Consider the following 12,187-nt stretch of genomic DNA (forward strand, 5'->3'; position numbering starts at 1 on the left):
TCGTCGGGATCAGGACAGCGGGCCGTGCGGACGGCCGCGTGGCTCAGAGGCTACTGATCGTTCGTTCGAGAGGAAACCAGAAATGGAAATATTCGATCCGTTTCGGTCACTCGCCAACGGCAAGTGCCCTGCCCCCGGAATGCGGGGAACAGGGCACATGCTACCGCCGGATGACGGGTGACCAGTGGGCTCAGATGCTGACGCCGTGCGCGCGCAGGTAGGCCAGCGGGTCGATGTCGGAACCGAACGACGCGGTGGTGCGCACCTCGAAGTGCAGGTGCGGGCCGGTGACGTTGCCGGTGGCGCCCGACAGGCCCAGCTGCTGGCCCTCGGAGACGGTCTGGCCGGCCGAGACCGACAGCGAGGACATGTGGGCGTACTGCGAGTACTTGCCGTCGGCGTGCTTGATGACGACCTGGTTGCCGTAGGAGCCGCCCCAGCCCGCGGAGACCACGGTGCCGGACGCGATCGCCTTCACCTTGGTACCGGTGGAGGCGATGAAGTCGACACCGGTGTGGTAGCCCTTCGACCACATGGAACCCGCCTGGTGGTACGGGGTGCCCAGGGTGACGTGGTCCAGCGGGGCCGTGTAGCCGGAGGCGGACGAGGAGGAGGGCTTGGCCGGGGCGGGCGTGCTCGCGGCGGGCTTGTCCGGGAGCGCGACCGTGGCCTTGCCGCTCAGCGCCAGGACCTGTCCGGGGCGGATCAGGTTGGGGTCGGCGCCGATGACGGACCGGTTGGCCGCGTAGAGCTCGTGCCAGCCGCCGGTCACGTCCTGGGCGTCGGCGATCCTGGAGAGGGTGTCGCCGACGACGACCTTGTAGGTGTCGCCGGTGGCGGGCTTGGAGGCCTGCGTGTCCTTCGCCGGGGTGGCGGGGGTGGCGGGCTTGGGGGTGGTGGTACCGGTACCGGCGACGCTCTCCGGGGTGGCCGACGTGTCGGCCATCGCCTTGGTCAGACCGGCCCTGGGGCCGCACACCGGCCAGGCCTGCGGGCCCTGGACGGCCAGCACCTTCTCGGCGACGGCGATCTGCTCGGACTTGGTGGCGAGGTCCGCACGCGCGGCGTACTTGGTCCCGCCGAAACCGGCCCAGGTGCTCTGGGTGAACTGCAGCCCGCCGTAGAAACCGTTACCGGTGTTGATGGCCCAGTTGTTGGTGCTCTCGCAGCTGGCGACCTTGTCCCAGACGCTCACCGGTGCGGCATGGGCGCCGGTGGCGCCGACGACCGGGAGGGCGATCGCGGCACTCGTGGTGCCGGCGAATGCGCCGAGACGGACGAATCGATTGGTCCGCTGACGACGGTGCTTTCCCTTTGCGGGCATGGGGAATTCCTCTCCGACGCCTACGAGGTGAGCTGTCGGGTTCGGGCTGGAGATGCCCGGCCGCTTCGAGGCATGCCGACTAAAGGCACGTCGCTGCGACTTCACCCCAAGCCGTCCCGTGACACGGAACGGCACTTACCTGGGTCCCCCGCTCCTGCCGTGCGGTCTTGTCATCCGGCTTACGAGTGGCGGCAGGATTAGGCGTTCCACTCGGAAGAATTCCCGCCGGCATCCGGCCTGCGGGACTTGGAAGCTAGACGACGCAATCGCGCCCCGGCAAGGTCCCGAATCACAGCAATCCCGGACCGGCAAGTCGATCAATGAATTCCGTGACGTTACGTGAGAAGTGTCCGCTCTGCGTAGGCGAAATAATGACCCCGGGCGAACGGCATTGCACAGGCGGTGAATACGGGGAAGATAAATCGACGCTCGGTGGTTCAAACCTGCCGGAGCGTGTTCGCCGCGTGACACCCATCACGTGCCTATTGCCTACGCATGCACTGTGGATACATATGTCCGCTTACGACCTTCGATGCCGGATAAGGCATGACATGGGGCGTTCCAACCCGCCTTCCAGGAAGGCGTCGTGGCGCCCGCACACGTCGTCGTGTCCAGCAGGACAACCGACGACCGGCCCGCGTCGATTCCCGACGGCGTCGCCGCCCTCCGGGACCGGTGACCGCGGCTCTCGCTCCGCGCTCGGCCGCACCGCGAAGGCACGGGCCGACCCCGCGTCCGGCGGCACCTCCCGGGCGGTCCGACCTGCCCCGCGGGCAGGGGCAGGGGACGGTCCGGAACCCGGGTGACACGGCCAAGCCCCAGGGGTAGCCTCCCAATCCCGAACATTTTCTTACATCGACACCTCGACCGGGAGCCCCCGCGTGCCCTACCTCGCCGCCGAAGACCGCTACGCCTCGATGCAGTACCGCCGCACCGGCCGCAGCGGGGTCCTGCTCCCCGCCGTCTCCCTGGGCCTGTGGCACAACTTCGGCGACACCTCGCCGCTGGAGACCCAGCGCGCCGTGCTGCGCCGTGCCGTCGACCGCGGGGTCGTCCACCTCGACCTCGCCAACAACTACGGGCCGCCCGCCGGCTCGGCCGAGGCCAACTTCGGCACCCTCTTCGCCCAGGACCTGCGCCCGTACCGCGACGAGCTGTTCATCGCCAGCAAGGCGGGCTACGACATGTGGCCCGGCCCGTACGGCGAGTGGGGCAGCCGCAAGTACATGCTGGCCTCGCTCGACCAGTCCCTCGGCCGCATGGGCCTGGACTACGTCGACGTCTTCTACTCCCACCGCTTCGACCCCGACACGCCCCTGGAGGAGACCATGGGCGCCCTGGACACCGCGGTCCGCCAGGGCAAGGCGCTGTACGCCGGCATCTCCAACTACCCCGCGGACGCCCACCGCCGGGCCACCGAGATCCTGCGCGAGCTCGGCACCCCGCTGCTGATCCACCAGGCCGCCTACAGCCTCCTGCAGCGAAGCCCCGAGGCCGGCGTCCTCGACGCCGTCGGCGAGACCGAGACCGCCCTGATCGCCTACTCACCCCTCGCCCAGGGCCAGCTGACCGACCGTTACCTCGACGGCGTCCCCGCGGACTCCCGTATGGCCCTCGGCCACTTCCTCAAGCGCGACGCCCTCACCGACGAGAAGCTCACGCTGCTCCACGCCCTCAACAAGCTTGCCGGCGAACGCGGCCAGACCCTCGCGCAGCTGGCCCTCACCTGGGTCCTGCGCGACCCGCGCGTCGTCTCCGTCCTCATCGGCGCGAGCAGCGTGGCCCAGCTCGACCAGAACCTCGCCGCCCTCGACGCCGCGCCCCTCACCGAGGCCGAACTCACCGAGATCGACCGCCTGTCGGCGCAGGCCGGCGTCGAGATCCCGTAGGTCCCCCGGGCCTCGGCGCCCCGGAGGTCCTGGCCGCCGTCAGGACCTCCGGAGACGCTCCTCCAGAGCCGCCCTGACGCCAGGCCACTCGTCCTGGAGGACGGAGTAGTACGCGCTGTCGCGCACGGTGCCGTCGGTCGCGGGAACGTGCGCGCGGCGGACGCCCTCGAAGCGTCCGCCGATGCGCTCGATCGCGGCGCGCGAGCGGGCGTTGCGGGCATCGGTCTTGAGCGTGACGCGCAGCACGCCCCAGGTCTCGAAGGCGTGCGTGAGCAGCAGGAGCTTGGCCTCGGTGTTGCTGGGGGTGCGCTGGGCGGAGGCGGACAGCCAGGTGCTGCCGATCTCGGCGACCGTGGGCACCCCGTCCGGGCGCGGTGCGGTGCGCCCCGCGGGCCAGGCCGGCGTGGCGGTCCAGTAGTCGAGGTCCAGGAAGCGCGTCGAGCCGATCAGGGTGTCGCCCGCGATGTCGACCACGGCGAACGGGAGAGCGGCGCCGGTGGCCTGGTCCGCCAGTGCCCCCTGGATGTACCGCTCCATCGCGGGCAGGTCGTCCGGCACCAAGGTGAATCCATAGGTGTCGCGGGACTCCTGGGCGGCGCGCAGCAGCCCGTCCGCGTGGTCCGCGGTGAGCGGCTCCAGGCGGACGTACCCGCCTCGCAAGGTCACGGTTTCCGGCATGCCCCGGATGCTATGCGCACCGCCGCGCGGCTGGTCAACTGCGTGTCCCGCGCGGGGCGCGGTCGGGAGTGGCGAGCGGGGATGTGAAAATGTCGGCATGAGCAACAACGACGTGTACTTCGACATCACGATCGACGGCGAGCCCGCCGGACGGATCGTCTTCACCCTCTTCGACGACGTGGTGCCCAAGACCGCGCGGAACTTCCGCGAGCTCGCCACCGGCGAGAACGGCTTCGGCTACGAGGGCTCGCACTTCCACCGCGTCATCCCGGACTTCATGCTCCAGGGCGGTGACTTCACCGCCGGCAACGGCACCGGCGGCAAGAGCATCTACGGCGCCAAGTTCGCCGACGAGAACTTCCAGCTCAAGCACACCAAGCCGGGCCAGCTGTCGATGGCCAACGCGGGCCCGAACACCAACGGCTCGCAGTTCTTCATCACGACCATCGTCACCGACTGGCTGGACAACAAGCACGTCGTCTTCGGCGAGGTCGTCGAGGGCATGGACGTGGTCAAGAAGATCGAGTCGCTCGGCTCGCGCAGCGGCACCACCAGTGCCCGCATCGAGATCGCGAAGTCCGGCACCGTCGCCTGACCCACGTCCCGCCGCCCGGCACCCGGGCCGCCCCGCGCGGCCTCCGGTGCCGGGCGCCCGGCTTTCCCGGTCCCGGTCCGCGACCGGCCCCCGTCCCGGCCGAACCGCGGGCGGCGTACGATCCCCATCGGCGCTGCTCACCGCTGGTGCGCGCGCCGACCAGTCCGGGCGCCTGGCGGCACGCCGGGCGCCGTACGACGGAAAGGAACGACCACGATGTCCGCGGAGAGGAACTGGGGCGGCAACATCGCCTTCCACGCGCGGCGGCTCCACAGCCCGGAGTCCGTCGGCGCACTGCAGGAGATCGTGGCCCGCTCCGAGCGCATCCGGCCGCTGGGCACCCGGCACTCCTTCAGCACCGTCGCGGACACGGACGGCGACCACGTCTCCACCGCGGCGCTGCCGCCCGTGGTCGACGTCGACAGCGCCGCGCGCACCGCGACCGTGAGCTCGGGCCTGCGTTTCGGCGAGATCGCCGGGACCATCGACCGGGCGGGTTTCGCGCTGCACAACCTCGGCTCGCTGCCGCACATCTCCGTGGCCGGCGCGTGCGCCACCGGCACCCACGGCTCGGGGACCGCGAACGCGTGCCTGGCGGGGGCCGTCCGCGCGCTCAACATGGTCACCGCCGACGGCGAGCAGGTCGAGGTCCGCCGCGGCGACCCGGACTTCGAGGGCTCCGTCGTCTCCCTCGGCGCGCTCGGCATCGTCACGCACCTGACGCTGGACCTGCTGCCCGCCTTCTCCGTGCGGCAGTGGGTGTACGACGACATGCCGCGCGAGGAGCTGGGGCGGAACTTCGCCGAGGTGATGTCCGCCGGGTACAGCGTGTCCGCCTTCACGCGCTGGCAGGACCCCGTGCTGGAGCAGGTGTGGCTCAAGGAGCGCGTCGAGGACCCCTCGGCGCCCCCCGCCCCGGCGCCACGCGAGTGGTACGGCGCCGTCCTGGCCGACGGCCCCCGCCATCCCGTCCCGGGCATGCCCGCCGCGCACTGCACTCCGCAGAACGGCGACGTCGGCTCCTGGTACGAGCGGCTGCCGCACTTCCGGATGGAGTTCACGCCCAGCAGCGGCGAGGAGATCCAGTCGGAGTACTTCGTGGACCGCGCGGACGCCCCGGCGGCGTTCGACGCCCTGTGGGAGGTGCGCGAGCACTTCGCGCCCGCCGTGCAGATCGGCGAGATCCGCGCCATCGCGGCCGACGAGCTGTGGCTGAGCCCCGCGTTCGGGCGCGACAGCGTCGCCTTCCACTTCACCTGGATCCCCGACACCGCGGCGGTCCTGCCCGCCCTCAAGGCGATCGAGCAGGCGCTGCGCCCGTTCTCCGCCCGCCCGCACTGGGGCAAGCTCTTCACCACCCCGGCCGCCGACCTCCCGGCGCTCTACCCGCGCTACGACGACTTCCGCGCGCTCGCCGCGCGCCGGGACCCCAACGGCACCTTCCGCAACGACTACCTGCGGGAGTTCTTCCCCGGCCGCTGACCGGCAGGCGGCCCGGCCGGGGCCGCCGGGCTGAGGTGTGCCGTCCCGGGACGTCGGTGGGACACGTGCCGTGGGCCTCCCGGCGGTCCGGGGGCGATGCCCACATCCCCCACCGGCCGCCGGAAGGCCGCGGCGTCCCACCGCGAAGCGCCTCCGGGCCGGCCGGCGCCGACGGGATGCACGCCCGCTCGAGCCCGCCCGCACGCCCGGCCACGTCGACGCACACGTCCCGCGGCCGCGGCGCGCATGCCGCTACGGCCCGCTGGTGGTGTGCCGTTCGGGGCGGTGTGTCCGCGGTCGTGGCCGCGGGTGCGCAGCCGGCCGTCGTCCGCGGCACAACGGGCCGGGCGCGGCCGCCCGGTCTCGGTCAGGGGTGCGTTCCGGTGGGGCACGAAGGCCTTTCCGGTCGCGGTGCGGAGTCGCGATCCACCACCGGCCCGAAGGCCCTCACCCGTGTCGAGATCCCTCGACCGGGGTCCGCTTCACCGTCCACGACCTCCCCGGACAGGACACCTAGGGCCAGAGCAGCTGCTTCGTCCACCCCTGGGCGGACGCGCGGTAGACGAGACGGGTGTGCCGTCGTTCCTTGTCGCCCTGCCAGAACTCGACGGAGACCGCGCGCAGCGCGTACAGCGTCCAGCCCGGCGCCACGAGGCCCGGCGTGCGGGCCAGCCGTGCCGAGGACTCCCGCACGGCCGCGTCCCGTTCGGCCAGGTCGGCCAGCGGCTGCGACTGCCGGCCGAGCAGGGCCTCGGCGCGCGCGCCCGGACCGCGGGCCAGGAAGTCCGCCGCGCTGCGCTCCGGGTCCTCGGCCACGACGGGACCGCGGACCCGGACCTGCCGGGCGAGCGCGGGCCAGTAGAACGTGAGCGCCGCGCTGGGGCGGGCGGCCAGGTCGCGGCCCTTGGCGCTGCCGGCGTCGGAGGCGAACTGCCAGCCCCGCTCGCCCACGTCCTTGAGGATGAGCACCCGGGCGGCCGGATTCCCGTCCGCGTCCACCGTCGCCAGCGTCATGGCGTGCGGTTCCCGCACCCCGGCCCGTACCGCCGCCAGCAGCCATTCGGTGAACAGGGCCACCGGGTCCTCCGGAGCGGCCGCGGGGTCGAAGCCCGGCAGGTCCCCCGCGAAGACCTCGATGCTCCGCAGCAGTTCACGCACACCGGCCGCGCCGGACGTGCTGTCACCCTCGTGATCGTTCACGTGCCGAACGTACACGGTCGGCGTGCCCTGGCGTCAGGGCTCCCGCGTCGAGGCCGCCTCGGCGATGTCGAGGCGCATCTCCTCGGCGTCCAGGGCGGCCTGCACACGGCGCAGGACGATGTCGTCGATGCGGCCGCTGTCGCGCAGGCGCACGACGGTGGTCCGCTTGACGCCGACCACCAGGCGGCGCAGCTCGCGGTCGGCGCGCAGCACCGCGCGGGGTGAGGAGCGGCCGACGCTGTCGTCGCACAACGCGTCGCGCTGCGCGAGCAGTTCCTGCCGCAGGGACTCGGCGACCTCGGCGTGGGCACTGGGCCGGTCCGTGGCGCCCTCCAGGGCGTGCAGGGCGGCGTCGGTCATCTCCCGGCGGGCCAGCAGTTCCTCGTCCGCCACCGAGGTGTCGGGGGCGAGGCGCGCCCATCGGATCACGTGCGGCAGGGTCTGGCCCTGCACGAGCAGCGTCACGATGATCACGACGACCGTGGCGAAGACCACCGCGTCACGGCCGCGCAGCGGGCTGCCGTCGACGGCCGTCATCGGTACGGCCAGAGCCGCCGCCAGCGACACCGCGCCGCGCATGCCGCCCCAGGCGTGCGGCATCCGCTCGCGGGCGCCCATGCGCAGGGTGCGCTGCACGGCCCGCCGGTCGATCAGCCGGATGAGATAGGGCACGGTGTACGTCCACACCAGGCGGGTCGCCATCACGACCCCGCCGGTGGCCAGCGCCCCGAGCAGCGCCTCGACGGGACGCACCGAGGCGATCCCCCGGACGGCGCCGGGCACCTGCATGCCCACCAGCACGAAGAGCGCCCCGTTGAGCACGAAGGTCGTCGTCTCCCAGAACGCCTCGGTCCGAATCCGCGTCCCGGCCGGGATCAGCCGGGGGCCCGCCTGGCTGAGGACCAGCCCGCAGGCGACCACGGCCAGCACACCGGAGAGGTTCAGCGCCTCGGCCGGCAGGTAGGCCGCGAAAGGGGTCAGCAGGCTCAGCGCGGTCTCCACCTGCCGGTCCCGTACGCGCCCGCGCACGACGACGACCAGGGCGGCGACCGCCAGTCCCACCGCCACGCCGCCCACGTATCCCACGGCGAATCGCAGGAGGGCGCTGCCCCAGCCGAAGGGGTGCGCGCCGGTGGCGATGCCGACCGCGACCGCGAACAGGGCGAGTGCCGTGCCGTCGTTGACCAGGCTCTCCGCACGCAGGATGGTCACCGTGCGGCGCGGCAGGCCCTTGGCGACCGCGGCGACCGCCGTGGCGTCGGTGGGGGCCACGACCGCGCCCAGGACGAGCGCCATCGCCCAGGACAGCCCCAGCGCGTTGCCGACGGAGGCGACCGCGGCGGCGGTGGCCAGCACCAGGACGGTCGACAGCATGAAGATCGTGCGGATGTTGGTCCGGATCTCCCGCAGCGACGTCGACAGCGACTCCCAGTACAGCAGCGCCGGGAGGAACAGCAGCAGCACGACGTCCGAGGGGAGTTCCACCGATCCGAGGGCCGGGACGAACCCGATGGCGCAGCCGCCCGCGACGAGGAGCAGCGGCTCGCTCAGCCGCAGCCGCCGCGCCACCCAGGTCAGTACCAGTACCGCCGTGAGGACCACGACGACGATCTCCAGGCCCCGCACCGAGGCCACCTCCGCCCAGCTCGTCCGAAGCACCGTCATACCGTGGCGGTGCTCAGGGCCGTGGCATCGGCTCGCCCCGCGCGACCTGCTGCCCGCAGGCGGCGCCGTCCGAGGGAGGCGCCTGCCCGGCCCCCGCTGGGAGGCGCCCCCGAAGACCGCCCTCCCCCGGGCCTTCGGCCGAACGTGCGCACCCCGCGGATCAGGGCGTCCTGGGCGCGCCCGGGGTGCGTTCGGCACGTCAACGCAGTCGTACGCGGTCGTACGCGGTCGCGGACGGCACCGCGGCCACGCCCGCGGCCCGTCAGCTCGCCCGGGCCCGGCCCTCGTCGCCCTCCCCGAGCACCCGCTCGATGTCGGCCCACGAGGCCCCGAACTCCGCGAGCACGTCGGCCACCACGCCGGGACCGGTGGCGAGCGCCAGCAGCAGGTGCTCGTCACCGATGTGGCGGTCGCCGCGGGCGAGCGCGGCCCGCAGCGAGCGCTCCAGCACGGTCTTCGCGCCGCGGGTGAGGGGCGGGCGCCCGGCCGGGCGCCACCGCCGGGGCTTGCGGCCGACGGCCAGCGCTCCGGCCCCGTGGGCGTCCTCGACGCGGGCGACGATCTCGGCGACGTCGATGCCGAGCCCGGCAAGCGCCTCGGCGTCCGCCCGTGAGACCCCGCCGCGGCGCCGGGTCTGCGCGAGTGCCTGCGCCAGTTCCTCGCGACGCCGGTCCACGCCCAGCGCGGCGAGCACGCCGGAGGCCCGGGTACCGTCCGCGTCCAGGATCGAGAACAGCAGGTGCTCCTCGGCGACCGCCTCGTCCCGCACCTTGTCGGCGCGCGCGAGCGCGCCCTCCACCACGTCGCGAGCGCTCTTGGTGAACCTCTCGAACATCGTCAATTCCTCCCGTACTTCTTGTGCACGGCCTGCCTGCTGACGCCCAGTTCGTGGGCGATCTCCTGCCAGGACCACCCCTTGGCCCGCGCGCTCCTGACTTGCACGGCCTCGAGCTGCTCCAGCAGCCGCCGCAGTGCGGCGACGGCCCGCAGCCCGATCCGCGGATCACGGTCTCCCGCACGCTCGGCGAGATCGGTTGCCTCGGTCATGCCTGTCAATCTACGTTGACAGACGCCGCACGTCAACCAGAGTTGACGGGGGCGCGGGGCGACGACAACGCGCCCGGCCCTCCGTGTCGACGGAGGGCCGGGCGCGCGCCGGAGCGGGTTGCGGCGGGGGGCGCCGGTCAGCCGAAGGCCTTGACCGCCTGGTAGTAGGTCCACGCGGTGCCGTTGCACGCGGTCGCGGTGGCACCGCTGTAGCCCGCGCAGACGCGCTTCAGGTCCTCGTAGAGGGCGCTGTCCAGCCGGCTCTTGTTGGCCGAGAAGGTGCCGGCGGCCTTGTAGTTGCGGTAGCCGAAGTCGTGCCGGGCGCAGGAGGTCGCGAACGGGAAGCCGAAGGGGTTGTCCGGGGAGGTGCTGCAGTAGTCCGTGGACCAGTCGAAGGCGTAGGCCGACCAGGCGGCCTGGTTCTGGCGCGCGGCCGACCAGGCGTTGTAGCTGGAGGCGCTGGTCTGGGTCCAGCTCGACAGCACCTGGGCCTTGTCGGCGGGGACGGCGTTGGCGGGCGTGGTCAGGGCGACGGTGGCGACCGCGGCGGCGGCGAAGCCGGTGGTGATTCGGCGCATGGGGTCTCCTGAGACGGGCGCGCGGGCGGCGCGCGGGTACGGGGGTGGCACCGGATGCGGAATCTCACGGGTGGTGCGGACGTGCCGGATCAGAATCGCGCCGGGAGGGTCTATGCGAGTAGACCTGGGACGGCAAAATTTGCATGAACATGCCTAAGCGCCGTCGGCGTCAATCGTCGACGGCGCATCACGAACGGTTCAGGAGCGCGGGGAACGGCCCCGCGGCCCGCGGATCAGGAGTCCTGGCCGCCCGCCGGGCCACCGGAACCCGAGGAACCCGAGGAACCCGATGAACCGGAGGCATCCGAGGAACCGGCGGAGGGGACGGCGGCGGACGCCGTCCGCCCGGCGACCGCCGTGTCCCCGTCCGCGGCGTCCTCGGCGTGGTCCCAGTGCGGATGGTGCAGCCGCGCCCAGTTCGGCGTGACGAAGCCCGTGCGCATCCCCAGCCGCGCCTCGGCGTCGTGGGCCGCCATCCACCAGTGGCCCGCGACCGCGACCGCGACGGCCAGCGCGAGCCAGTCGTGGACGAAGGTGGCCCCCGTACGCCACACGACCGCCGTCAGCCGCGGGAACATCATCATCAGCCCGGTGCCCAGCATCACCAGCACCGCTCCGGCCGCGAAGGCCGCGTAGAGCTTCTGCCCCGCGTTGAACTTGCCCGCCGGGCGCCCCTGGTAGAGCCGGCCGCGCAACGCGGCGCGCAGCCAGCTCCTGTCGTACGGAACGAAGCGGTTGAGCCGCCGCAGGTCGTGCCGGAACGCCCGGGAGGCCAGGCCGGCGAGCACCGGAACCGGCAGCGCGATGCCGGACCACTCGTGGACGGTGACGACCAGGCGCCTGCGGCCCACGATCTCGGCGAGCGGGGGCAGGTAGAGGCACGCCGCGGTGAAGAGGCAGATCATCATCAGCGTCGCCGTACTGCGGTGCACCCAGCGCTCGGCCCGGGTGAAACGGCGTACGGACTCAGGAAGTCGGGGCATCGTCGCGTCCGTTCGAGCGGCCGACCCAGGCGTCGACGTCGTAGCCGTAGTGCTCCCAGTAGCCGGGCTGCACCGCCTCGGTGACCTCGATGCCCGAGAGCCACTTGGCGGACTTGTAGAAGTACATCGGCGCGACGTACAGCCGCACCGGACCGCCGTGGGCCGGGGTCACCGGCTTGCCCTGCATCTTCAGCGCGACCAGCACGTCGTCCCTGCGGGCCTGTTCGAGAGTCAGGCTCTCGGTGTACGCGCCGTCGAAGCACGTGAAGCGGATGGCGCCGGCCCCGTCCCGTACGCCCGCGAGGTCGAGCAGATGGGACAGCCGCACCCCTTCGAAGGCGGTGTCGTCCACCCGCCACCCGGTCACGCACTGCACATCGCGCACCATGTGCGTCTGCGGCATGGCCCGCAGGTCGGCAAGGGTGTAACCGGCCTGGCGCTCGACGAGTCCGGAGACGGTCAGCCGGTAGTCCGTGGCGTCGCGGTGCGGGACCGAGCCCGTCACGTTGTAGAAGCGGAACCCCCCGCCGCCTGGCAGCAGTCCCGTCAGACCGGTGGGGTCCTTGCTCGTCACCTGCGACAGCGCCGAGTCCAGGCCGTCCTGCACCCGGCTGCCCACCGCCACGCCGAGGGCACCCAGCCCGAGCATGCCGAGCACCACGCGCCGCCCGACCGGCGTGCCCTTGCTTTCCATGTCCTCACCGTAATCCCGTGGACGCTGCCCACAGAGTGCCTGGTCCCCCCGT

At 72.6% G+C, this 12,187-nt stretch carries 11 protein-coding genes, 2 pseudogenes and 1 riboswitch; of the genes and pseudogenes, 3 read left to right on the plus strand and 10 right to left on the minus strand.

The annotated features are described in order from the left end of the window. Nucleotides 1–190 precede the first annotated feature (190 nt). Entirely contained in the window at nucleotides 191–1,324 is a 1,134-nt protein-coding gene (locus ACIP98_RS06685) for a transglycosylase family protein (RefSeq protein ID WP_319658261.1), read from the minus strand. 4 nt (nucleotides 1,325–1,328) lie between these two features. Continuing rightward, a riboswitch (cyclic di-AMP (ydaO/yuaA leader) is annotated at nucleotides 1,329–1,538 on the minus strand. Nucleotides 1,539–2,205: 667 nt separating this feature from the next. Between ACIP98_RS06685 and ACIP98_RS06690 the strand changes: the two genes are divergently transcribed. Continuing rightward, nucleotides 2,206–3,213 carry an aldo/keto reductase gene (locus ACIP98_RS06690; RefSeq protein WP_319658257.1) on the plus strand — a complete coding sequence of 336 codons (1,008 nt, stop codon included), beginning with the start codon at nucleotides 2,206–2,208 and terminating at the stop codon, nucleotides 3,211–3,213. Nucleotides 3,214–3,252: 39 nt separating this feature from the next. Here the strand turns inward: ACIP98_RS06690 and ACIP98_RS06695 are convergent, their stop codons facing one another. Then, nucleotides 3,253–3,891, minus strand: coding sequence for a GNAT family N-acetyltransferase (locus ACIP98_RS06695; RefSeq protein WP_401974083.1), 639 nt, complete (start codon nucleotides 3,889–3,891; stop codon nucleotides 3,253–3,255). A 97-nt stretch (nucleotides 3,892–3,988) separates the two neighbouring features. On the opposite strand from ACIP98_RS06695, the gene ACIP98_RS06700 reads away from it, so the two are divergent. Continuing rightward, a complete protein-coding gene (locus tag ACIP98_RS06700; RefSeq protein ID WP_319658253.1) occupies nucleotides 3,989–4,486 on the plus strand; it encodes a peptidylprolyl isomerase in 498 nt (165 codons plus the stop codon). Nucleotides 4,487–4,702: 216 nt separating this feature from the next. Next, complete coding sequence (locus ACIP98_RS06705; protein WP_319658252.1) at nucleotides 4,703–5,968, plus strand: D-arabinono-1,4-lactone oxidase; 1,266 nt, start codon at nucleotides 4,703–4,705, stop codon at nucleotides 5,966–5,968. Between the two features lie 293 nt (nucleotides 5,969–6,261). Here the strand turns inward: ACIP98_RS06705 and ACIP98_RS06710 are convergent. The 8 genes and pseudogenes from ACIP98_RS06710 to ACIP98_RS06745 all read right to left on the minus strand — a co-directional run. Next, nucleotides 6,262–6,360 (minus strand): annotated as a pseudogene (locus ACIP98_RS06710) (IS481 family transposase); the annotation flags it as partial. A gap of 121 nt (nucleotides 6,361–6,481) precedes the next feature. Further along, nucleotides 6,482–7,168, minus strand: a complete 687-nt coding sequence (locus ACIP98_RS06715; RefSeq protein WP_319658250.1) for a pyridoxal 5'-phosphate synthase — start codon at nucleotides 7,166–7,168, stop codon at nucleotides 6,482–6,484. Between the two features lie 33 nt (nucleotides 7,169–7,201). After that, on the minus strand, nucleotides 7,202–8,827 hold the full coding sequence (locus ACIP98_RS06720; RefSeq protein ID WP_401974086.1) for a Na+/H+ antiporter: 1,626 nt from the start codon (nucleotides 8,825–8,827) through the stop codon (nucleotides 7,202–7,204). Nucleotides 8,828–9,095: 268 nt separating this feature from the next. Next, nucleotides 9,096–9,668 carry a Clp protease N-terminal domain-containing protein gene (locus ACIP98_RS06725; RefSeq protein ID WP_319658246.1) on the minus strand — a complete coding sequence of 191 codons (573 nt, stop codon included), beginning with the start codon at nucleotides 9,666–9,668 and terminating at the stop codon, nucleotides 9,096–9,098. Nucleotides 9,669–9,670: 2 nt separating this feature from the next. Beyond that, nucleotides 9,671–9,880, minus strand: a complete 210-nt coding sequence (locus ACIP98_RS06730) for an HTH domain-containing protein (RefSeq protein ID WP_319658245.1) — start codon at nucleotides 9,878–9,880, stop codon at nucleotides 9,671–9,673. Between the two features lie 137 nt (nucleotides 9,881–10,017). Then, on the minus strand, nucleotides 10,018–10,458 hold the full coding sequence (locus ACIP98_RS06735) for a phospholipase (protein WP_401974088.1): 441 nt from the start codon (nucleotides 10,456–10,458) through the stop codon (nucleotides 10,018–10,020). A gap of 374 nt (nucleotides 10,459–10,832) precedes the next feature. Next, a pseudogene (locus ACIP98_RS06740) lies at nucleotides 10,833–11,441 on the minus strand (cytochrome b/b6 domain-containing protein); the annotation flags it as partial. Further along, the gene (locus ACIP98_RS06745) at nucleotides 11,425–12,135 is read right to left on the minus strand and encodes a molybdopterin-dependent oxidoreductase (protein WP_319658242.1); all 711 of its coding nucleotides are present in this window, start codon (nucleotides 12,133–12,135) and stop codon (nucleotides 11,425–11,427) included. The gene ACIP98_RS06745 and the pseudogene ACIP98_RS06740, both read right to left, overlap by 17 nt. Nucleotides 12,136–12,187: the final 52 nt, after the last annotated feature.

This window comes from Streptomyces sp. NPDC088354, from assembly GCF_044753585.1.
Lineage (GTDB): Bacteria > Actinomycetota > Actinomycetes > Streptomycetales > Streptomycetaceae > Actinacidiphila.